Genomic DNA, 21,252 nt, shown 5'->3' with positions numbered 1-21,252 from the left:
TGCCAAGCATTCCGCTGGTGGTGCTTGAATAAACATCCTTTAATGTAAAGGGAGGAGTGACATGAGAAGGGATACATCATGGCGTGTGGTAGTGGCAGCATTATTTGTCTTCCTGCTGGCCATCGTCAGCACAGCACAGGCTGCTATTGACCCAACCAAGGTGCAGAAGCTGGTGGCAGGTGACGGGACTGCTGGAGAACTTTTCGGTTACAGTATTGCTGTGTCTGGTGATACGGCAATCATCGGAGCGTGGGGAGATGACTCTGACAAAGGTGCCACCTATGTCTTTAGGCGGGCTACGGATGGCACCTGGAGTCAGCAGGCCAAGCTCACTGCCGATGATGGCGCATATGGGGATGTGTTTGGGGTCGCCGTAGCTCTGTCCGCCGATGGAAGAACGGCAGTGATCGGGGCCGCTGGCAATACGGCAGCAGATACTTCCCGGCCAGGTTTGGCTTATATTTTTGTCTATTCTGGCAACAGCTGGACGCAGCAAGCCAAGCTGACCGCTGCTGACGGTGCGGGTGATGCTGCTTATGACACTCGCGACGGGCTTGCTGAACTTCACGGCGATTTGTTTGGCACTTCCGTGTCGCTCTCTGCCGACGGCAGCACAGCCTTGATCGGGGCAAGCGGTGCTGCTGAGGCAAGAGGCACGGCCTACATCTTCACCCGCACTGCAAATGGCGATTGGAAACAACAAGCCAAGCTGACCGCCACAGACACAGATGATAGAGAGTTAGGCGATTCCGTGTCGTTGTCCGCAGACGGCGGCACGGCCTTAATCGGGGCCAGCAACGCTGCCTATATCTTCATCCGCACGGACGGCGACGTATGGAGCCAGAAGACCAAGCTGGCCGCAGCTGAAGGTGACAAAGGTCGGTCTTTTGGCCGTTCCGTGTCGCTGTCCGCAGACGGCAGCACGGCACTTGTCGGGGCATACGATTACAAAGACCGAAACAGCACAGACAACGGCGAAGGCTTCGGCGCCGCCTATATCTTCACCCGCGCAAAGGACGTGTGGAGCTTGCAGCAGGAGCTGTCTGACGACATACCTGAAAACGCAAGAACCTCTAATGAAGGATTCGGCTGGGCTGTCTCTCTGTCCGGGGACACAGCACTTGTTGGGACATTAGAGGTATACAATGATAAAGGGAAGGTGAGCTTCCCTTTCTACATCTTCACCCGCACGGAGGAGGTGTGGAACAGGCAGCATGAGCTTGCTGCCGAGCCTGAGAAGGCTGGCGAGGATCCCGATGGTTATTACGGCTCCTCTGTGGCAGTTTCCAAAGATACAGCACTCATCGGAACAGTAGTTGATGGAGAGTTCAAAGGGGCAGCCCATGTCTTCACCCGCATGGGTGGATGGCTGCCTGAACATCGGGCTGCTGCTAAAGGGACGCAGCGTTGATGCGCCATGCCTATCATGCCCGAACTCTGGGGAGCTGTAGGTATCCTGTGAGGCAGGGATCACCTGCCTCATCCTCCCCCTTTACGCCCCCTCCTGCTGCGTTCCCAGCACCATTGCCCAATAGTATCGATACCTGTGCGTGCCTGGATCCTCCATCTTGCAGTACACACCTAGGCCGATGTGGGTGTATTCCGCTCGCAGCATGTTCCAGCGGTGCCCGGAACTCTGCATCCACGACCTGATCGCCCCTTCAGCAGTAGCGTGGCCAGCACTGATGTTCTCGCCTGCGCCCCAATGCCAGCCAGCAGCGGCAGCGCGGGAGGAAGGTGAGGAGCCGTCCTTGCCCCGGTGATCAAAGAAATCCAGCTCTGCCATGTTCAGCGAATGCGCCTGGGCCGCGACACAGAGCCTGTCATCCAAGAGCAGCGCAGGGACGCTGCCCGGGTCAGCTGGTGCGCCTTCCGGTCTCGGCTCCCGTGCAGCCACGTTAATACGCCGCTCGTTGGTCAAGGTAAAGGCTTGCTTAACCAGAGCCTTGCCCTGGCTTTCGTCAAGGTCGCCATAGGAGAGGTTACTGGGTATCTCTGGCAGAGGAACCTTCTCTAAGGTTGCGGCTACCTGTAGGTTCTCGCCAGGTGGTTCCACTACAGCAAAGACTACGGTGGTGCCGCTTTGCAGCACCTGCCAGACCGCCCAAGACACATCGCTGGCTATCGGATACGGGCCGCCGTAACGGCCAGCATCAAAGTCAGCCTTGGCCATGATAGTCATAAAGCCCAGCCTAGCACCGCTCCACTCCAGTCTGATCTTGTCACCTGCCTGTGCCTCAAAGGCTTGGTGCACCGCAAAGGTCAAGCCCCAGTTCATGCGCTCCATAGTGCCTCTCCTTGTTTTCCTGGCTTATGTCTTGTTATGTTGAGTTGCCACATCGCAGCCCATCACTGGGCACGCAGCAACAAGGCAACCCAGTCTTCTTCATATACCGCCTGCTGTAAGGTCAGGCCCAGCTGGCCATACACGCTGACAATGCTCTCTTCTTGCTCGCCGCGCAACAGACCAGCCAGCACTAGCTGGCCTTGCGGCACCAGCCTGGCGACAAGGGCCGGAGCCAGTTCTACCAACACGTCATGGAGAATATTGGCGCAGATCAGATTGAAGCTGCCGTGCAGCTCGCTCAGGGGTGTTACTGCCACGGCGATCTGGTGCTCCAGACCATTAAGGGCGATGTTTTCTGCGGCGGCCTGCACTGCTTCTGGGTCGTTATCAATGGCCGTGATTACCTTTGCGCCAAACAACGCAGCGGCCATCGCCAGGATCCCAGTGCCAGTACCAACATCCAGCACGCGCTCCAGCGGGCCATTGCGCAAGCAGCTCTGGACCAAACCCAGTGCCAGCTTGGTCGAAGCGTGCTGGCCAGTGCCAAAGGCCATGCCAGGGTCGATCTCCAGCACCTGCTCACCCGGCTTGGGGGTATAGCTTTCCCAACTGGGCTTGATGACCAGGCCCGGCGCAATGGCAAACGGGGTAAAGAACTGCTTCCAGGAAGTCGCCCAGTCCTCGTCTGCCAGCACAGCGTATTGCACTGGCGGCGCAGGCAGGTTGTAGGCGGCAAACAGCTCGGCGAGTTCCTGCTCAAGACGGCTGCGGGCCGCCTCTTGCTCTGCATCGGTAGTATAATGAAAGAAGCCGCTGACTGTACTCTGGCCGCCTTGGGTCGGTGATTGTTCTACTGCCGAACCACTGAGCACACCGAGCAGATCAGTGACTGCCTCCAGGAGCATTTCTGGGCAGACGAGGCTTGTTTTAAGCCAATGGGATACCTGTTGTTGATTCATAGGGAACAAGGGGAGAAAGATCTCAGCAGAAGACAGGCGGGCAGCTTCGTTATGCCTCATCGAGATGCAGGCACAGAGAGGCTGAAGCTGTCCCGCCAGTGAAAATCAGGCTGCATACGGTTGTGGTGGGTCAAGGCCCAGAAACTGCGCTGCCCATTCCTGTCCTGAAGCACGGCACTGATACCCAGGTCAAGGGGCTGGCCTGGACTGATGATGCTCTCCAGTGGGAAGGTGAGTTCCAGCAGCAACGATGCGGGCCGCTGCTCTATGGTAAAGGGCAGGACAGCCAGCGCAGGCTCCTCTTGCATTCCGGCCCGATAGTCTGCAAAGGCATAGACGTTCCAATCCCCTGATGGCGAGAGATTGATTTCCCAATACCTGGGCGTACCGACTGGAGCAAGGAAGAACTCAAAGCAGGTGTGCTGCCAGAGCAAGTCTTTCCGCATAGGCTGGGCTGTCTGCTCAGGCAACAGCAGGGCAGCCAGATTACCTTGCAGTGCATAGCTGATGCACAGGAGGTTGGCAGCACTGCGCGCAACCTGCCCGCGCAACTGAAGACTGGAAGCCAGGCTGTCCTGAGTAAAGGCCTGGAGGCTAAAGTCCTGGCAGAAGACCGCAGGGTCAACCTGCGCCCTGGTATCTTCCTTCAACAAAACGTCCCGGCCTGAATCTCGATCACCTCAAACTCTCGCACCCCGCCCGGTGTTTTGGCAACGATCTCATCGCCCACGGCCTTGCCGAGAATAGAGCGGCCTAAGGGGGCCAGCACCGAGATGGAGCCGCTTTTTACGTCGGCCTCTTCTGGCCCAAGCAGCTGGTAAGTGATCTCCTCGTCAGTCTTCATGTCCATCAGGGTGATGACCGTGCCAAACACAGCACGCTGGGTGGTCACTTTGGTGCAATCAATCACCTCGGCCCGGCCCAGTTTGTCCTTCAGCTCCATAATCCGGCCCTCAATCATGCTCTGCCGCTCCTTGGCTGCATGATACTCGGCATTTTCTTTGAGATCACCGTGCGCGCGGGCGGTTTCAATCGCCTTGACCACATCGGGCCGCTCAACTTTCTCCAGCCGCTCCAGCTCTTTCTTAAGCTGCTGATACCCGCTCTGGGACATGGGGATACGTTCAACCATGATGGCACCTTGTTCAGGATTCTCTCTCGTTTTTTGCAAAAAAATAATCCCGCCGCTGCCAGACAAGCTGTAGCGGAAGGAAAACAGTTTTCTTAGGTCGATTCAGGAACGATAAAACTTGGCGATGCACTCCACCACGTATTCCTGCTGCTCCCGGCGCAGTTCCGGGAAGATGGGCAGGGCCAAGGAGTCGTGCGCGGCCTGTTCGGCAATGGGCAGAGACAGTTCGTTGCTGCCGTATTGCTGCATGCACTCCTGCTTATGCAAACAGACTGGATAATAAACCTCGCACCCCACGTTCTGTTGATGGAGATATTCACGCAGGGCATCGCGACGCGGCACCCGGATCACAAATTGGTTGTAGATATGGTGATTATGCCCTGCTGCTTCTGGGCTGGCTGCGTAAACTGCCTTGGGCAGCCGGATCGGATTGTCAATCAGCTGGGCCTGGGCAAACAACTCGTGATAGACCTGGCTGTTAGCCTGCCGCTGTTTGTGCCATTGCTCCAGATGCGGCAGTTTGACGCTCAGGACAGCGGCTTGTAGTGGGTCAAGGCGGAAGTTACCGCCGATCTTGGAGTGATAATACTTGGGCTGTGCGCCGTGATTGCGGTAGCAGCGGAGCGTTTGGGCAAAGGTCTGGTCTGAAGTCACGACCATACCGCCATCACCAAGACAACCGAGATTCTTGGACGGGAAAAAGGAGTAGCAACCCACCAAGCCCATCGAGCCTGCCTTCTGCCAATGCACGCTCCCGTTGTTCAGCACGGGATATTCTGCCCCAATAGCCTGGGCAGCGTCCTCGATTACCGGGAGACCATACTGCTGGGCCAGTGCCATGATGCTGCCCATATTCGCGCACTGGCCAAAAAGATGCACCGGGATGATCGCCTTAATCCGCCGTTCCCCCTGCTGATCTGCGGCGAGCATTTCGGCCATTTTGTTGGGATCAATATTGAAGGTGTCGTCCTCAACATCTGCAAAAACCGGCAGCGCACCCACCCGCAGGATCGCCCCAACCGTGGCAAAGAAGCTGTACGGCGTGGTTAGTACTTTATCGCCCGGCCCAATCTCCAAGGCCATCAGCGTCATCAGCAAGGCATCTGTGCCGCTCGACACGCCAATGCCTGCGCCTGCGCCGCAGTATTGAGCAACCTCCTGCTCCAGCTGCGCAACCTTGGGGCCAAGGATGTAGGTGGTGGAATCAACCACCTCAGTGACGGCTCGCAGGATTTCATCCCGCAGGGCAGCGGTCTGCTGGTGCAGATCCAAAAGAGGAACATTCATTTTGACCTCAATGCAAAAAGAATAAGCGCATGATAATGAACAGCGTTTCAGGGTACCGCAAGCAGGTTGCAGCAAAGAGCGAATCTGTTTCTCCTGGTACGGTGTTTACTGCATAACTCCGAGTTACTCTTCCTTTCTTGCTCGCTTGCCAAGGAGTTTGGCTCGGCCAGAGAGGAGTTCTACCGACTTACAAAGGAGTTGTACTCGGCCAAACTCCTTTGTGGCCGACTAAGAAAGGAGTTCTGCCAAGCCGAACTCCTCTGCTGCCGAGTATAACTCCTCTCTGGCCGAGCCAAACTCCTGGTGCAACAAGCCGCACTCTTGTTGCCGGAGGCAGGCGAGCTAATGCGGGTCAGAGCCAACAGTGGGCGCAGCAATATATTCGGCATCAAGGAAATCCCGGACATCTGGCAGTTCCTTTTCAAATATGGCGCGGAGCTTCTTGAGCAGATTAACCTCAATCTGCCGCACCCGCTCCCGCGAGATTTCAAACTGATCGGCAATGGTTTGCAGGGTTTCTGGCTCGTCACTGAGTAAGCGGGTGTTGAGAATGACCTTTTCCTTGTCGTTCAACAATTCGTCAACATGGCTAAGGATGCCGGCGATGCGCTCTCGCACTTCGTGCATGGCCACAATGTCCTCAACTGCCGGGCCACTCGCCTGAAAGAAGTCCTTTTGCTCGTCATCCGAATCGTTTGTCAGCGGAGCCTCCAGGGAAACATCCCAGCTGTCCATGCGCTGGCCCATTTCCACGATTTCGCTTTCTTTGACCTGGAGCCGCTCTGCCAGCAACTTGACATTGGGCTTGAAACCCTGGGCTTCGAGCAGTTTCTTTTCCTTGTTCAGGCTATAGAAAAGCCTGCGCTGGGTCTGGGTGGTGCCGATTTTCACCAGCCGCCAGTTGTCCATGATGAATTTGAGGATGTAAGCCCGGATCCAGTAGGCGGCGTAGTAAGAAAACTTCACCCCACGGTAGGGATCGAACTTCTTGGTCGCCTGGACTAAGCCGACATTGCCTTCCTGCACCAGATCCATGAAATTCTGCATCCAGTATTTCTGGAAATCCATGGCCACCTTAACCACCAGGCGCAAGTTGGCAGACACTAAGCGGTAGGCAGCCTCTGGGTCGCCGGTTTCACGGAAGCGGACAGCCAACTCATCGGTCTCTTCGCGGGACAGCAGCTCGTACTGGCTGATCTCCTGCAAATAGCGGTGCAACGCAGGGTTACTGATCGCTGGCAGGTTTTCCTCATCAGAGGAGACCAAAGCTACCGGGTAATAGGGCTGCGCTTCTGTCTCCTCAGCTTCCTCAATGCTGTGTTCGATCTGTTCGCTCATAAAATAATACGTGCTCGGCCACGGCTGTTCACTGTACCGCATTCCAGCAGAAAATTCACGCAGCAGGCAGGAAAAACAAACCACCTGGCCGGGGGCTGTGCTGTATTGCTTGAAAAAGTTTCAAATTCAGTATATTTATACTATCCCCTTTCTGCAAACCGCAAAGAGTAACCCTTTTTCGATCAATATACAACAAAATATGAAAACCATCCGAAATTTCAGCGTAATTGCCCATATAGATCACGGCAAATCCACGCTGTCCGACCGTCTGATCCAACTCTGCGGCTTAGTCACGGACCGGGAATTCAAAGATCAGCTGCTCGACAACATGGATATTGAGCGGGAACGCGGCATCACCATCAAAAGCCAGACCATCTGCCTGCCTTACAAGGCCAAGGACGGCCAGCAATATTATCTCAATCTGGTTGATACCCCTGGCCATGTGGATTTCAGCTACGAGGTCTCGCGGGCCTTGGCTGCCTGTGAGGGTGCACTGCTCTTGGTTGATGCCGCCCAAGGTGTGGAGGCCCAAACTTTGGCTAACCTCTACCTGGCTATGGAAAACAATCTGGAAATCATCCCGGTGATCAACAAGATTGATCTACCTGCTGCCGAACCAGAGAAGGTGGCGCAGGAGATCAGCCATGATCTCGGCCTGAGCTTGGAGACGGTGCAGAAATGTTCGGCCAAAACCGGCTTAGGCGTGGAAGACATCCTGGAGGCGATTGTCCAGCATCTGCCGCCGCCAGAAGGCGACCCAGAAGCACCGCTTCAGGCCCTGATTTTTGACGCGAACTACGATGCTTACCGGGGTACAGTCATCTCAGTACGGATTGTCAACGGCACAGTCAAGCCAGGTGATCAGATTGTCTTTATGCACAACAACTCAGAGTACAAGGTGGAAGAGGTGGGCCAGTATCTCCTCACCCGCACACCTTGCGACAGCCTGTCTGCTGGGCAAATTGGCTATCTGATCGCCGGAGTAAAGACGCTCACCGATGCCAAGCCAGGGGATACAGTCACTCGCAAGGATGATCCCTGCGCTGTCGCTCTGCCTGGCTTTAAAGAGGCGCAGCAGGTGGTCTTTTCCTCCATCTATCCTATCTCTGCTGAGGACTACGAGGACTTGGGCGCGGCCTTGGAAAAGCTCCAGCTCAACGATGCAGCCCTTACTTTCCAGAAAGACTCCTCTGCCGCTCTGGGCTTTGGCTTCCGTTGCGGCTTTCTCGGTCTGTTGCATCTGGAAGTAGTGCAGGAGCGCATTGAGCGCGAGTTTGACATCTCGATCATCCTCACCGTGCCTTCGGTGCGCTACCGAGTTGCCTTGCAGAACGGCTCAGAAGTGATGATTGACAACCCTTCCTTTTTCCCAGACCCCAGCCTGATTGAGCATGTTGAGGAGCCGTTCATTCGGGCCACCATCCTCATTCCTGAACGCTACATGGGCGCGCTGATGAACCTCTGTATGGAGCGGCGCGGCGAGAACATTACCCACCATTATCCTATGCCAGGTCGGATTGAGTTGACCTGCGAGCTGCCCCTGGCCGAGGTGATCTATGATTTCTACGACAAGCTGAAATCACTGACGCAGGGCTATGGTTCCTTTGACTATCAGATGCTGGATTACCGTACCAGCGATCTGGTCAAGCTAGATATTTTGGTCAATGGCGAGCGGGTGGATGCCCTTTCTCAGCTCACCCACCGCCAACGCTCCCGCGAGCGTGGCCTGAAAGCCTGCGAGAAATTGCAGGAAGAAATTCCCCGCCAGATGTTTAAGATTGCCATTCAGGCCAGCATCGGCGGCAACGTGGTGGCACGCACCAATATCTCGGCCTTGCGCAAGGATGTCACCGCCAAATGCTACGGCGGCGACATCAGCCGCAAGCGCAAGCTCCTGGAGAAGCAGAAGGCGGGCAAGAAGCGGATGAAAACCGTGGGCAATGTGGACATACCGCAGTCGGCGTTTCTGTCGGTGCTGAAGTCAGAGCAGTGAGGCGGGAGAGATGAGGAGGCAAGCGCGGCCTATGAGAAAGTAGAAAAAATATACCTTCTCATAGGCCGCGCGCCTATTTTTGAGGCTACTCAACCCAATGATATTATGTTTCCTTTGTTTATTATTTTTGCTGGAGGCATTATTCTCACAGCAGGTGATGTTCTTATGAAAAAATGGTCTGTCAGTAATGACCCTTGTCTGTATACGGCAGGAATGGCGTTGTACTTGCTCAGTCTGAACTTTCTCGCCTATAGCTTTAAACATAAAGATATTGCCATCGCATCAGCACTGCTTATCATTTTCAACATTGCTTCACTGGCGGTAGTTGGCTATTTTCTATTTGATGAAAAATTATCTGCTGGCAAGATAGTTGGTTTGCTATTGTTTACAGCAGCAGTGTTCCTCTTTGAGGTTGAATAATATGCAATTCGATAGAAAAATTCTACTCATCGGCTATGGCTCAGTTGCCAAATGCGTTCTGCCGATATTGATGCGGCATCTCACCGTTCCGTATCAGAATATTACGGTTGTTGACTTCATTGAGACAGATGAATCGCTTCGCCAGTGGATAGATCAAGGAATTAATTTCTATCAAGAAAGAGTCACGCCAGACAATTTAGCGCAGATGCTTGCCTGCCACGTCGGACATGGCGGACTACTTATTGATCTCGCTTGGAATATTGACTCGGTAGAGCTACTTCAATGGTGCCATGTTCATGATGTGCTGTATATCAACACTTCGCTGGAGGAATGGGATCCGTATGCCGGGATGCGCACCCGCAGCCCGCTGGAGAAGTCGCTTTACGCCCGGCATATGCGATTGCGGGCGGCGGCGAAGTGGAGCGGCTCCGCTGCCACCGCCGTTCTCGATCATGGCGCAAATCCTGGCCTAATCTCGCATTTCGCCCGGCTTGGGCTTTATGATCTTGCCCAGAAAAAAATAACTGAACCATCTGTTCCGAAAAAGGAAAAAAAGCTGCTGGAAGAGCTGCTGGCCCGGCAGGATTTCGCCCGATTGGCAATGCGTCTGGGCGTGAAAGTAATTCATTGCAGCGAGCGGGACACGCAGATCACCAATCGCCCCAAAGAGGTAGATGAATTTGTCGGCACGTGGAGCATTGAGGGACTGCGCGAAGAGTGCATCGCACCGGCGGAGATGGGCTGGGGAACGCATGAGGAGCCGCCTTCGCTTTCGGCGGTTTTCCCGGAACAGGGGCCGCAACATCAAATATTCCTCTGTCAGATGGGTATGAATACGTGGGTCAGATCATGGGTGCCGCAGCAAGAAATTGTGGGCATGGTGATCCGCCACGGTGAGGCGTTTACCATCTCCGACAGCCTGACTGTGCGGGATGAGAACGGCGCGGCTGCCTACCGTCCAACCGTCCATTACGCCTACATGCCCTGTCATGAGACCATATCTTCCCTGCACGAGCTGCGTTGCCGCAGTTACGAGCTACAGCCTAACCAGCGGATTATGCGTGACGAAATTGTGAAAGGAAAAAATATCCTTGGCGCACTGCTGATGGGTGATTGCGGCACATGGTGGACCGGCAGCATATTGGACATTAAGGAAGCACGGCGGCTGGTGCCTCATCAGAATGCCACAACGATGCAGGTCGCAATTGGCGTTGTGGCGGCGGTGCTGTGGATGCTGGAATATCCACGCCAAGGCGTATGTGTGCCGGATGATCTGCCTTATGACCATATTCTTGCCGTTGCCAAACCCTATCTGGGCGAACTGCTCTCCATTCCCTCAAACTGGACACCTTTGGCCAATTTGCCGGTCTTTTTCAAAGAAAATCCTCGTGCCGCACTCAATCCGGCCAATCCGTGGAGCTTTGAGAATTTCCTTTTTCGTCTGTAGCATAGCAGCTCCTGAATAGCACCTGCATGTGCATTCCACAGTCGGCGTTTCTATCGACCCTGAAGTCGGAGTAAGGAGTAAAAAGCTGAAAAGTATCTGCCTATCTTGCTAAGACTGCTGAAGTTGTTTTCCAGCAGGATTAGCAAGACAGGCTAGATCTATAAAAATTTCTTAGTGCTACCTGTCGCATTCCACTCTGCAATGCCGTATCGCGAGCCTACAACGTGACGTTGTAGGTCGTATATCTCCTGTTTTCAGCTCAAAACGTGCCTTCTCGCTCTCCTGTGCAGCAGAACACCTGGCAATTGCGTTTTTAACGGTGCCAGCGAACGATTTTTCTTTTACAATGCGTTAACGGAAAACAGGCGCGGCTCAATCTCGGCACGCAGAAAGCAGGCCAGATTGAGCTGAATGTTCTTCTCGTAAGGAACCAGGATATGCAAACAATAAACTGAAAGCAGCCCAAGAAGGAACACAACATAATGGCCCTCACCCTCATCACCGGCGGCAGTCGCTCTGGCAAATCTGCCTTTGCCCAGCATCTAGCCGAGGGCATTGACGTGCCTCGCTGCTTCCTTGCCACCTGCCCGCGCATTGACCCGGAAATGGACGGACGCATTCTCCGTCATCAACGCGAGCGGCAGGGCAAAGGCTGGCAGACGGTCGAAGAGCCGCTGTGCCTTGCTGACGTGTTGCGCTGTCGTTCTGCCGAAGAGACCGTGCTGATTGATTGCCTCACCCTTTGGATCAGCAACTTGATGCACGAAGCAGAGCAGCAAGGCCGCGAATTGAACGAAGAGCATATCTCTGCGCTCACTGAAGAGCTATGCCGCGTTGCTTGCGCCCGGCAAGGTAAGGTAATTCTTGTGAGTGGCGAGGTTGGGTTGGGCATAGTCCCGGATAATCCCGCCTCTCGCCTTTTCCGCGACCTGACTGGTCGATGCAACCAAGTTGCGGCTGCCGCTGCTGAGGAGGTTTTTCTTGTTTGCTGCGGCATTCCGATAAAGATAAAGTAACTCAACCAAATTTCAACATTCAACCTGCAAACCGCCATGCCCAGTACGTACAAACCAGGCAAACCTGATCACGTTGATTTTCTTGAATCCACCTTCCGCCGCATCTTTCCTCAAGATGCGGCGTTCCGCGATCAAGCCAAGGCCCGACTTGAGCAGCTTACCATGCCGCATTGGGCTTTAGGCGATTTGATGGATTTAGCTGTTGACTTGGCTGGCATAACCCGCTCTTTACATCCGCCCGTGCAGCGAAAACGGGTGGTGATCATGGTCGGAGATCACGGAGTCACGGCAGAGGGTGTGTCCAAATATCCCTCCGAAGTCACAGCCCAGATGGTGTATAATTTTGTTAACGGCGGGGCTGGGATCAATGCCCTGGCCCGACAGGCGCGGGCTGAAGTGGCTGTTGTGGATATGGGCTGCGCTGCCGATCTGTCCGCCTTAGTCAATGCAGGTAAAATCATCTCGAAAAAGATCGGCCTCGGCACAGCCAACATGGCCCTTGGCCCAGCCATGACTCGTACGCACGCGGTCTTTGCTGTTGAGGCCGGCATTGAAGTGGCCAATCAGATGGCTAACGAGGTAGATATCTTTGCCACAGGTGACATGGGCATTGGCAACACTACAGCCAGTACCGCCATTGTTGCTGCCCTGACAGGTAAAAGCATTGACGAATTAACCGGCAGAGGCACTGGCCTTGACGATGCCCAGTTCGAGCATAAGAAAAAGGTGCTTACCCAAATATTACAACTCAATAAACCTGATGCCAAGGATGGCTTGGATGTATTGGCCAAGGTGGGCGGCTTTGAGATTGCGGGCATTGCTGGCCTGATCATCGGCGCAGCCGCAAACCGCAAGCCAGTGGTCGTTGATGGCTTCATCTCCACTGCTGGCGCGATGATTGCCTGCAAGCTGGAGCCGTTTGTCCGCGATTATCTTATCTGTGCCCATCGCTCTGTGGAAGCAGGCCATGCTGCGATGCAGGAGCAGATTGGCTGCAAGCCGCTCTTGGATTTGAAAATGCGGCTCGGCGAAGGCACTGGCGCGGCTTTGGCCTTCAATATAGTCGAGGCGGCTGTTGCTGTCTTGACTGAGGTTGCCACCTTTGCAGAGGCCGGAGTGACCGGTACACCGGTCTCATGAACCGCTGGCGGAAGAACCGGCACAGAAAGGCCGTCGAGGAAACACCGCCGCCGCAGAGCGGCGGAGAGCAGGAGCCATTGGTCCGCCTACGCCTGCCCTCGTTTACTCTGCTCTTCCGTCCTTTCGGCTATTTTGCCGCTGCTCTGCGCTTTCTCACAATCATGCCCCTGCCTGGTAAGATCGGCACAACTGAGGAAGAATTAGCTCATGCTGTTCTCTTTTTTCCGCTGGTTGGTCTGCTGCTTGGCTGTGTGGCTGTTCTCGCCGCCAAGATGTTGTTTCTTTTTCTGCCGCCCCTGCCTGCGGCGATTTTAACCACATTTGTCCTGCTCGCCTTTTCTGGTGGGCTACATCTTGATGGTCTGGCTGACACTGCTGATGGCTTCTTTTCTGCCCGCACATCAGAACGGATGCTGGAAATCATGAAGGATTCCAGTATCGGTACCATGGGGGCCATTGCCTTGGTTCTTCTCCTCCTGCTCAAGGCAACCTGCCTTGCCTCCCTGACTGATCAACTCCTGCCCGCAGTTTTTCTGATGCCCATTGCAGGTCGAGCGGCAATTCTCCTTTTAATGGCCATGCTGCCCTATGTTCGCGAGGAAGGCCTGGGTCGCCTTTTTGCCGCCTATTTTAACAGCGGCGCAGCCTGGGCCGCCTCGCTGCTCGGCTTCCTCCTTCTTACCTGGGCGGCCTATGCCGCCGCCGGGCCGCAGGGTATGGCCGCCGTCCTTGCTACACTACTCCAGACTTTTTTATTTGCCTTTTTCTGCCGCTGCAAGATCGGCGGTGCCACTGGCGATACTCTCGGCGCGGCCTGCGAACTGGCTGAAGTCGCTGCTGCTCTCGCGTTCACCCTCAAAATTTAACTGCCGAAACAGACGATTTCAGACTACAATAGACCTCTTGCAGAAATCAACAAGCAGGTTGCAGCGGAGAGGGAACCGGTTTCTTTTGTTGCGATGTTTTTTTGCATAACTATTAGGTAAAACTCCTTTCTTGCTCGCTGGCAAAGGAGTTTGGCTTGGCAACAGAGGAGTTCTGCCGACTTACAAAGGAGTTGTATCCGGCAGAAGAGAAGTTTGGCCGATTAGGAAAGGAGTTCTGACGAGCCGGAAAGGAATCGTATCGACTTGCAAAGGAGTTTTAATCGGCCAAACTCCTTTCTTGCTGACTAGGAAAGGAGTTCTGCCAAGCCGAACTCCTCTTCTGCCGAGTACAACTCCTTTCTGGCCGAGCCAAATTCCTTGGCAAACGAGCTGCACTCTTTCTCTTTCCTCTTGTTGATTTATGTAGGAGATCGACTCTCGGCGCGGCCTGCGAACTGGCCGAAGTCGCCGCTGCTCTCGCGTTCACCCTCAAAATTTAACTGCCGAAACAGACGATTTCAGACTATAATATACTCATGTGTCCGCCCGCATGAATGGCGGGCGAAAAGTCCCTGCGGCTGCGGATTAAATTTTTCGGAGGAAACAACATGGCTCTTTATGATTGGAAGGATGACTATAGCGTCGGGGTTACCCGCTTTGACAATCACCATAAACGGCTTTTCAATATCGCCAACGATCTCCACGAGATGATGAAGCAAGGTCGGGGTGCAGACGTGATCGAGCCGGTGCTCAGGGAACTGATCGACTATACCCGTTACCATCTTGCTGAAGAGGAAAAGGTAATGGAGAGTATTGGCTACTCGAATATTGTCTCCCACAAAATGGCGCACAAAGTATTCACTGATCAGCTCAATGAAGCAATGGCCGAGGTAGATCAGGGCAAGACAATTTTCGTGGTGATTAAGATCGCCAGGACAGTCATTGACTGGCTGATCAACCACATTTACGTGATCGATAAGAAATATCTACCAGAGATGACCGCTGCTGGGATCCGGTGAACTCGAGAAGCGGCCTCTACTTCCGTCGCCTTCTTCCGGCGACTCAACAAGTATCTTCTTTTTCCATCGCCTCATTCCTGTCGGAATAATCTCCGGCGGGATGATGGTCACCCTCATTCCGCCGGTCTTTCCGCTTTTTTATTCAGATGCGTGCTTCCATGCGACAGAGCGTACCTTTTCACAGACGGCTTCGTTTCAGCATGATTATGACGGTACTCCTGCTCGTCACCCTGATCAGCGGAACCAGCATTCTGATCAGCTACATGGTGACGGGGAAAAAAATCGAGCGGGACATGAATGATGATTTTCTCAGTGCCGAGGCGGTGGTTGATAGCTGCCTGACTGTCTATAGCCGTCATCTTAAAGCAGTCGCAGCAGCCGCAGCAGAGGAGTTGACCCTCCGGCAGCAGTTGGCCACCTTTGGACAGCTGTCAGCTCCAGCGGAGAATATTCAACTCCGGGAGCGGAAAAGCGAAGTTGACATTTTGTTTGTTTTTACCAGGGAAGGCGAAGTGATCGCTGTTTCCGAGCAGAACCGGGTTGATGCGGAGATTCTCTCTGCCCAGCCCGCTATCCGCGAAAAGATAACCCAATCTGAACCGTTCAGCCTGATCCTGCTGGCTGCCAAGGCAGAGCAGAAAAAATTCTTCTTGGTTGCTGGGATGCCTGTGTCTGCGGTGTCTGGCTCAGAGCAAAAGCTCTTTGTCCTGAGCGGCTATGTACTTGACAGTGCCTTTCTCAGCCGGATGCCAGTGCACCGCCGCATAGGTATCAGCTTGGTCAGCGACAACACCGTACTGGCCACTACCCAGCCCACTGAAAGTTACGGCCAGAATCCGCAAGATTACAAGGCCTACAGTTCCTCAGCCCTGTTACCTGGTGCGCTGGATATACTCTACGAAAGCTCCTTTTTTAAGGAGAAGATGTACATCAAGACCAAGTATATCCCTTTCATGAAGAATAGCACGCCCAATTTTCTTGTCATCTCTCATCCCTCCAAGCTGATTCTGGCGACACGCGAGGAGTTCAGCCAGCATTTCCTCATTCTCTTTTTTGTCGGCTTTTGTTCTTCCCTGATCTTAGTCTTTTTCATCACTGGTTCGGTGCTGAATCCGATCAACGACCTTCAGCGGTTGGTGCGCAAGATCAGCGAGGGCAATCTCAGCGACCGGATTGATGCCAGCGTGAACAATGAATTCACGCCTCTGATCATCCAGTTCAATACCATGCTGGACATGATCCAAAAAAAGGACGAGGAGCTGCTCGACCGGGTGGAGGCCAAGACCAAGGAGTTACAGCAACAGAATATTTTTATCGACAATCTGCTCCGCTCCTCCCAGATCATGGCTATCGCGGCTACGGATATGGATTTGAAAGTCACCTATTTCAACCCCGTGGCAGAGCGGCTGTTCGGCTATAAAGCCGAGGAGGTGATCGGCAAAAAAGTAACCGGTTTCAAGGCCCACATCAAAGATCAAGAGGGCCAGTTCAACGAGCTGATTGCCAAGGCATTAGATAAGGGGGCGCACACCTTCACCATCAGCACGGCAGATATGACCACCTATGATCTGGCCAAAAACTCTGGCCATGATCCAACGAGGGGCAAATACAGGCAGACCATTGAGATCTATCTTTCGCCGATCCGGGCACGCCAGGAAGATGGCAGCCAGACAGTGACCGGCTTAATGCTCATGGCTCAGGATATCAGTAAGGCCAAGGAAATGGACGAACGGCTCCATGCTGCCCTGGCCGAGCTACAAGTGATCATCGACAACACCATGCTGGGGATGATCTTGCTCCAAGATGGTCGTATCGTGCGGATCAACACCACCTTTGAGAACATGTTCGGCTGTCCTTTTGCGGAGATCAGGGAGAGTGCCTGGCCTGCCTTCTACGGCTCGGTCTTTGCGGGCAAAGAGGCCGAATGCTGGGACGGCAGTGGTAGGATGTACTTCATGACCAGAAAAGCCGGGGCAGACGGCGAGGAAGCTCAACCCTTCTGGTGTAAAGTGCGGCGAGTTGCCATTGACGATGAACAGCAAGAGACGCGGCGGGAGCTGCTTCTCTTTGAGGATATGAGCAGCCAGAACGAGATGTTTGAAAAAATCCAGCGCCTCAGTCAGGCAGTGGAGCAAAGCTCAAACTCCGTGGTGATCACTGACACCGAAGGGGTCATTGAATATGTGAATCGCACCTTTATCAAACTGACTGGCTACCAGGCCGGAGAGGTCATTGGCCGGAGCCTGGCCATGCTCTCGCCAGACGAAAACGCAGCGGCGGCGTATGAATCCATGCGCACCGCCGCCTTAGCCGGGCAGGAGTGGACTGGTGAACTGGTCAACCGGAAAAAGAATGGAGATCTCTACGAGGAAAACGTAGTGGTCTCGCCGATCCGCAATGAGCAGAACGAGATTACCCACTTTGTCGTCACCAAGGAGAACATCACCGACCTGAAAAAGGCTCGGCAGCAGGCAGATGCGGCCAACAAGGCCAAAAGCGAGTTCCTTGCCAACATGAGTCACGAGATCCGCACGCCGATGAACTCAATCATCGGCATGACCGAGCTGCTCTTGGACACAGCCCTGCCGACCGAGCAGCGGGGCTATCTGGAAAACGTTAACAGCTCGGCCTCAGTGCTGCTTTCACTGATCAACGACATCCTCGATTTCTCCAAGATTGAGGCGGGACGGCTGGAGTTAGATAGTCATCCCTTCAGCATCCGCCATCTGGCCGAGGAGATCATTGCCACGCTCAAGATTTTGGCCGAGCAGAAGGGCATTGAGCTACGGCTAACCCTAAAGGATAAGGGTACCTGCTCGCTGTTGGGCGATTCCTTGCGCATCCGGCAGGTACTGCTCAATCTGGTTGGCAACGCCATTAAATTCACCCGCAAAGGACATGTAGCCTTGGAAATTGAGGTCCAACCTACGGCAGCGGCAGGCTTTTGCGCGGCAGATTTCAGGATTATCGACACAGGCATCGGCATTGCCAAGGAACAACAGGAGAAGATTTTCGCTGATTTCACGCAGGCAGACAGCTCAATCACCCGTGATTACGGCGGTACCGGCCTTGGTTTGTCGATCAGCAGTCGTCTGCTCAAGATGATGGGCAGTAAAATCGAGCTAGAAAGCGAGCTGGGCAAGGGCAGCACCTTTTCCTTTTCCCTGCTCCTCGAAAACGGCGGGGCAAAGGCCGCAGCAGACATGCGGCGACAGGAGGAAAAGGTCAATCCGATGGCTAGGCAGCTGGATATTCTCTTGGTTGAGGACAATCCAGCCAATCAGCAACTGGCGGTCATTCTTCTGGTCAAGCAAGGCCATCAGGTTACCGTGGCCAGCAGCGGCGCAGAGGCACTGGTCTGCTTGAGCAAGCACTGTTACGACCTAATCTTCATGGATATGCAGATGCCAGTGATGGATGGCCTCACGGCAACCCGGCATATCCGCAAAATTGAGCAGGGCCTACCGACTGACTTGCCGCCAGAATTGGCGGAAATCACCGAACGACTGCGTGAGCGGCTGCTGGGTGGGCATTTGCACATCATTGCCGTGACTGCCAACGCCCTGCAAGAAGACCGCCAGCAGTGTTTAGACGCTGGCATGGACGAGTACCTGAGTAAGCCCTACAAAAAAATCTCCATGCTGCGGGTCTTGCAGCAGTTTGATCAAGGCTCACCGGCTCCTTTGGGAGAGCAACCCGAAGCACCAGTAATACAGCCCCAAGAAGAAATGGCAGTAGTCTCGTTGACAGCGGTCAAACAGCATATTATGAAGCAATTTGAGCTGGAGCAGGCCGATGCAGAAGAGGTGCTGGCCGCCTACGCTGATTCGCTCAAGGAAAATCTCGATAATCTCCACCAGCTCTTGGAAAAGGGCCAAGGCACAGAGGCAGGCCGCCAGGCTCATGCCCTGAAGGGCAGCCTGCTCAATCTTGGCCAGGAGTCTTTGGCGGAAATCGCCCTGGCTTTGGAGAAAGAGTTACCCAAACAGATTGAAGCCAAGCACCAAGAAATGGTTATCCAGCTCGCTCATGCCTTGAAGGAGTTGACGGCATGAATCTGAGGAGTTGACAGCATGAGTTTGGCAATCGTTACCTTTATTGGCTGGCACAGTTGTGGTAAAACTACCCTGGTTGCCCAAGTTGTTCGCCAGCTTAAAGAGCGTGGCTATCGCGTAGCAGTGGTTAAATCGACGAAAGACAGCGGCCTGTTTCCTGATCAAGAAGGTACAGACACGGCCATACACCGGCAAGCAGGCGCAGATGCCGTAGCCTTGGTCGCCCCAGACCAGCTCTGCCTCACGGTGCACGATCAAGCCAAGGATTTAGCCGCTATTGCTCAGCGTTTTTTTGCTGATATGGACATTGTCATCGGTGAGGGCTTCAAAGAAGCCGAAGCGGTGCCGAAAATAGAAGTCGTGCGGGGACCTGGCCCGCGTTTGCGCGGACAAGTAAACGGCGTGATCGCGGTGGCCTCGGATTGCGGCCTACTTGAAGAGAACAGCTTCGGCCTGCACGAGAGCAGCAGCCTGGTTGATTTCCTTGAAAAACGCTTTCTTCTCCCAGCAGAGTCTTGAGATTTGGTGTATAAATAGGCCAGGAAAGATTCCTGCTCGCTTGGCAAGAACTTTGGCTCGCTCACAAAGAGTTGTGGCCGAGTAACAAAGAGTTGTTGTTAAGCAATAACCTTCTCTTGCCGAGCTAAAACCTTTTCTTGCTCGGCAACAAAAGGTTCCAGTTAAGCCGCAAAGAGTTGTGGCCGAGCAACAGAGAGTTGTGGTTAAGCAAGAACCTTCTTCTGTCGAGCTAGAACCTTCTCTTGCTTGGCAACAAAAGGTTCTGGTTAAGCCACAAAGAGTTGTTACTCGACAAGAAAGAGTTGCTGCCGAGCCGCAAAGGAGTTTTACTCGGCAGAAGAGGAGTTCGGTTTAGCCAAACTCCTTGGTTACTCGGCCAAACCGCTGTGCAAGCGAGCAGGAACAGATTCTTTTCTAAGCAGAATTTACAACGCATTTGCGTCACCCATATTCAAGGAACCTATCATGATTCACACCCAATCATTCACCGTTACCCAGCCCACGCGCATCCGCTTTGGGGCGGGAGCCGTCAAAGAACTCGGCGCAACCGTCAAAGATTTCAAGGGCAGCAAGGTGTTGCTGGTGGTTGATCCCGGCTTGGTCAAGGCAGGAATGCTGCCCAAGCTGACCGCATCGCTGGAGCAGGAGGGCATTCCCTTTGTCGTCTATGATCAGGTTGATCCAGAGCCGGGCTTAAAGCTCGCTGATTGCGCCTACGCCCTTGCCAAGGAAAATGGCTGCGACTGCGTGGTCGGTGCAGGCGGTGGTTCGGCGATGGACGTGGCCAAGGCAGTGGCCATACTCCTGACCAACGGCGGCAAGGCCGCTGATTATCTGGGCTTGGGCAAGATCAAGCAAGCTGGCGTGCCCAAAATCATGGTGCCAACCTCTGCGGGCACAGGCGCAGAAGTGACGTTCACCGCTGTATTCATCAACGAGGAGACTGGCTCCAAAGGCGGCATGAACGGCGACCCACTCTACCCAGACGCAACCATTCTTGACCCGGAACTGACCCTCAGTTTGCCGCCCAAAGTCACGGCTTACACCGGCATAGACGCGCTCACCCACGCGCTAGAGGCGTACACCTCGACGCAAGCGCATCTGATCTCGGAGATGTACTCGTTGGAGGCGATCCGTTTGATTGCTGAGAACCTGCCAGCCGCCTGCGCCCACGGTGGCAATCTAGCCGCGCGGTCTGCCATGCTGATGGGGTCGCTTTTAGGCGGCAAAGCCTTGGCAACAGCGGGCGTAGGCTTAGTTCATGCAATGGCCTATCCACTCGGCGGCATGTTCGGCATCCCGCATGGCCTGGCCAACGCGGTGCTGCTGCCTTACGTGGTGGAATATAACCTGACTGGCAATCTGCAAAAATTTGCGACCTTGGCTGAAGTGCTTGGCCAGAACACCGACGGGTTGTCCTTGCGCGAAGCAGCCCAGCTCTGCGTGGCTGCCCTCTTTGATCTCAATGCTGACGTGGGTATTCCGGCCACGCTGAAGGAGTTGGATATCCCGGCAGAGAAAATCCCGGAGATGGCCAAGATCGCCCTGACGGTAGCCAGGCCTGTGGCCAACAATCCACGCAAGCCAACCTTAGAGGAAGTCATTGCCCTGTACGAACAGGCGTGGCAAACTGGAGTCTAAACGCAGTACCAAGAAAACTCTAGCCAGCACTTTTTTCTTTACAAGAAAGAGGTACAATGTACAGTCAACAGATACCACCGTGCTTTTCGGCGGCGGAAAGGAGAGCTGTTTTGTTCCCGGGTTCCGGTCATTG

Annotated in this window: 18 protein-coding genes; 12 read left to right on the top strand and 6 right to left on the bottom strand. The window is 54.3% G+C overall.

The window, feature by feature from the left end; all coding sequences use genetic code 11:
• Window positions 1-61 precede the first annotated feature (61 nt).
• Window positions 62-1,411 (top strand): hypothetical protein, encoded by a 1,350-nt coding sequence (locus ACNKIB_RS09010; RefSeq protein ID WP_417910212.1) that lies wholly within the window; start codon window positions 62-64, stop codon window positions 1,409-1,411.
• A gap of 81 nt (window positions 1,412-1,492) precedes the next feature.
• On the opposite strand, the gene ACNKIB_RS09005 is transcribed toward ACNKIB_RS09010, so the two are convergent.
• The 5 genes from ACNKIB_RS09005 to ACNKIB_RS08985 form a co-directional block, all read right to left on the bottom strand.
• On the bottom strand, window positions 1,493-2,287 hold the full coding sequence (locus ACNKIB_RS09005; protein ID WP_417910211.1) for a CAP domain-containing protein: 795 nt from the start codon (window positions 2,285-2,287) through the stop codon (window positions 1,493-1,495).
• A gap of 62 nt (window positions 2,288-2,349) precedes the next feature.
• A complete protein-coding gene (locus tag ACNKIB_RS09000) occupies window positions 2,350-3,306 on the bottom strand; it encodes a 50S ribosomal protein L11 methyltransferase (RefSeq protein WP_417910210.1) in 957 nt (318 codons plus the stop codon).
• Window positions 3,303-3,896: a DOMON-like domain-containing protein gene (locus tag ACNKIB_RS08995; RefSeq protein WP_417910209.1), complete on the bottom strand. Its 594-nt coding sequence runs from the start codon at window positions 3,894-3,896 to the stop codon at window positions 3,303-3,305. Before ACNKIB_RS08995 ends, ACNKIB_RS09000 begins: the two co-directional genes overlap by 4 nt.
• Window positions 3,893-4,378, bottom strand: coding sequence for a transcription elongation factor GreA (gene greA / locus ACNKIB_RS08990; protein WP_417910208.1), 486 nt, complete (start codon window positions 4,376-4,378; stop codon window positions 3,893-3,895). The genes ACNKIB_RS08995 and greA overlap by 4 nt, the downstream gene beginning before the upstream one ends.
• A 102-nt stretch (window positions 4,379-4,480) precedes the next feature.
• A complete protein-coding gene (locus ACNKIB_RS08985; protein ID WP_417910207.1) occupies window positions 4,481-5,665 on the bottom strand; it encodes a DegT/DnrJ/EryC1/StrS family aminotransferase in 1,185 nt (394 codons plus the stop codon).
• A gap of 66 nt (window positions 5,666-5,731) precedes the next feature.
• Here ACNKIB_RS08985 and ACNKIB_RS08980 point away from each other — a divergent pair, with 66 nt between their 5' ends.
• Entirely contained in the window at window positions 5,732-5,941 is a 210-nt protein-coding gene (locus ACNKIB_RS08980) for a hypothetical protein (RefSeq protein ID WP_417910206.1), read from the top strand.
• A gap of 66 nt (window positions 5,942-6,007) precedes the next feature.
• Here ACNKIB_RS08980 and ACNKIB_RS08975 read toward each other — a convergent pair whose 3' ends face one another.
• Window positions 6,008-7,003 (bottom strand): sigma-70 family RNA polymerase sigma factor, encoded by a 996-nt coding sequence (locus ACNKIB_RS08975; protein WP_417910205.1) that lies wholly within the window; start codon window positions 7,001-7,003, stop codon window positions 6,008-6,010.
• A 199-nt stretch (window positions 7,004-7,202) separates the two neighbouring features.
• Here ACNKIB_RS08975 and lepA point away from each other — a divergent pair, with 199 nt between their 5' ends.
• The 10 genes from lepA to ACNKIB_RS08925 all read left to right on the top strand — a co-directional run bounded on the left by lepA (window position 7,203) and on the right by ACNKIB_RS08925 (window position 21,119).
• On the top strand, window positions 7,203-8,996 hold the full coding sequence (gene lepA, locus ACNKIB_RS08970) for a translation elongation factor 4 (RefSeq protein ID WP_417910204.1): 1,794 nt from the start codon (window positions 7,203-7,205) through the stop codon (window positions 8,994-8,996).
• A gap of 105 nt (window positions 8,997-9,101) precedes the next feature.
• The gene (locus tag ACNKIB_RS08965; protein WP_417910203.1) at window positions 9,102-9,416 is read left to right on the top strand and encodes an SMR family transporter; all 315 of its coding nucleotides are present in this window, start codon (window positions 9,102-9,104) and stop codon (window positions 9,414-9,416) included.
• A 1-nt stretch (window position 9,417) separates the two neighbouring features.
• Window positions 9,418-10,863, top strand: a complete 1,446-nt coding sequence (locus tag ACNKIB_RS08960; RefSeq protein WP_417910202.1) for a saccharopine dehydrogenase C-terminal domain-containing protein — start codon at window positions 9,418-9,420, stop codon at window positions 10,861-10,863.
• A gap of 482 nt (window positions 10,864-11,345) precedes the next feature.
• Window positions 11,346-11,879 (top strand): bifunctional adenosylcobinamide kinase/adenosylcobinamide-phosphate guanylyltransferase, encoded by a 534-nt coding sequence (gene cobU / locus ACNKIB_RS08955; RefSeq protein ID WP_417910201.1) that lies wholly within the window; start codon window positions 11,346-11,348, stop codon window positions 11,877-11,879.
• A gap of 36 nt (window positions 11,880-11,915) precedes the next feature.
• Window positions 11,916-13,019 (top strand): nicotinate-nucleotide--dimethylbenzimidazole phosphoribosyltransferase, encoded by a 1,104-nt coding sequence (gene cobT, locus ACNKIB_RS08950; protein ID WP_417910200.1) that lies wholly within the window; start codon window positions 11,916-11,918, stop codon window positions 13,017-13,019.
• Window positions 13,016-13,885 carry an adenosylcobinamide-GDP ribazoletransferase gene (cobS, locus tag ACNKIB_RS08945; RefSeq protein WP_417910199.1) on the top strand — a complete coding sequence of 290 codons (870 nt, stop codon included), beginning with the start codon at window positions 13,016-13,018 and terminating at the stop codon, window positions 13,883-13,885. The genes cobT and cobS overlap by 4 nt, the downstream gene beginning before the upstream one ends.
• A 608-nt stretch (window positions 13,886-14,493) precedes the next feature.
• Window positions 14,494-14,904 (top strand): bacteriohemerythrin, encoded by a 411-nt coding sequence (locus ACNKIB_RS08940; RefSeq protein ID WP_417910198.1) that lies wholly within the window; start codon window positions 14,494-14,496, stop codon window positions 14,902-14,904.
• A 200-nt stretch (window positions 14,905-15,104) separates the two neighbouring features.
• Window positions 15,105-18,959 carry a PAS domain S-box protein gene (locus ACNKIB_RS08935; RefSeq protein ID WP_417910197.1) on the top strand — a complete coding sequence of 1,285 codons (3,855 nt, stop codon included), beginning with the start codon at window positions 15,105-15,107 and terminating at the stop codon, window positions 18,957-18,959.
• A gap of 18 nt (window positions 18,960-18,977) precedes the next feature.
• Complete coding sequence (gene mobB / locus ACNKIB_RS08930; RefSeq protein ID WP_417910196.1) at window positions 18,978-19,478, top strand: molybdopterin-guanine dinucleotide biosynthesis protein B; 501 nt, start codon at window positions 18,978-18,980, stop codon at window positions 19,476-19,478.
• 465 nt (window positions 19,479-19,943) lie between these two features.
• Window positions 19,944-21,119 carry an iron-containing alcohol dehydrogenase gene (locus ACNKIB_RS08925; RefSeq protein ID WP_417910195.1) on the top strand — a complete coding sequence of 392 codons (1,176 nt, stop codon included), beginning with the start codon at window positions 19,944-19,946 and terminating at the stop codon, window positions 21,117-21,119.
• Window positions 21,120-21,252: the final 133 nt, after the last annotated feature.

This window comes from Candidatus Electronema sp. PJ (assembly GCF_048287395.1).
Lineage (GTDB): Bacteria > Desulfobacterota > Desulfobulbia > Desulfobulbales > Desulfobulbaceae > Electronema.
This window is presented reverse-complemented; position numbering and strand designations above follow the sequence as displayed.

What these genes read in the sequence shown, in the direction of transcription:
- greA (WP_417910208.1), bottom strand. Translation starts at nt 4,378, where the DNA reads ATGGTTGAACGTATCCCCATGTCCCAGAGCGGGTATCAGCAGCTTAAG.
- mobB (WP_417910196.1), top strand. Translation starts at nt 18,978, where the DNA reads ATGAGTTTGGCAATCGTTACCTTTATTGGCTGGCACAGTTGTGGTAAA.
- ACNKIB_RS08925 (WP_417910195.1), top strand. Translation starts at nt 19,944, where the DNA reads ATGATTCACACCCAATCATTCACCGTTACCCAGCCCACGCGCATCCGC.
- cobS (WP_417910199.1), top strand. Translation starts at nt 13,016, where the DNA reads ATGAACCGCTGGCGGAAGAACCGGCACAGAAAGGCCGTCGAGGAAACA.
- ACNKIB_RS09005 (WP_417910211.1), bottom strand. Translation starts at nt 2,287, where the DNA reads ATGGAGCGCATGAACTGGGGCTTGACCTTTGCGGTGCACCAAGCCTTT.
- ACNKIB_RS08965 (WP_417910203.1), top strand. Translation starts at nt 9,102, where the DNA reads ATGTTTCCTTTGTTTATTATTTTTGCTGGAGGCATTATTCTCACAGCA.
- ACNKIB_RS08975 (WP_417910205.1), bottom strand. Translation starts at nt 7,003, where the DNA reads ATGAGCGAACAGATCGAACACAGCATTGAGGAAGCTGAGGAGACAGAA.
- ACNKIB_RS08985 (WP_417910207.1), bottom strand. Translation starts at nt 5,665, where the DNA reads ATGAATGTTCCTCTTTTGGATCTGCACCAGCAGACCGCTGCCCTGCGG.
- ACNKIB_RS08940 (WP_417910198.1), top strand. Translation starts at nt 14,494, where the DNA reads ATGGCTCTTTATGATTGGAAGGATGACTATAGCGTCGGGGTTACCCGC.
- ACNKIB_RS09000 (WP_417910210.1), bottom strand. Translation starts at nt 3,306, where the DNA reads ATGAGGCATAACGAAGCTGCCCGCCTGTCTTCTGCTGAGATCTTTCTC.
- lepA (WP_417910204.1), top strand. Translation starts at nt 7,203, where the DNA reads ATGAAAACCATCCGAAATTTCAGCGTAATTGCCCATATAGATCACGGC.
- cobU (WP_417910201.1), top strand. Translation starts at nt 11,346, where the DNA reads ATGGCCCTCACCCTCATCACCGGCGGCAGTCGCTCTGGCAAATCTGCC.
- ACNKIB_RS08960 (WP_417910202.1), top strand. Translation starts at nt 9,418, where the DNA reads ATGCAATTCGATAGAAAAATTCTACTCATCGGCTATGGCTCAGTTGCC.
- ACNKIB_RS08935 (WP_417910197.1), top strand. Translation starts at nt 15,105, where the DNA reads ATGATTATGACGGTACTCCTGCTCGTCACCCTGATCAGCGGAACCAGC.
- ACNKIB_RS09010 (WP_417910212.1), top strand. Translation starts at nt 62, where the DNA reads ATGAGAAGGGATACATCATGGCGTGTGGTAGTGGCAGCATTATTTGTC.
- cobT (WP_417910200.1), top strand. Translation starts at nt 11,916, where the DNA reads ATGCCCAGTACGTACAAACCAGGCAAACCTGATCACGTTGATTTTCTT.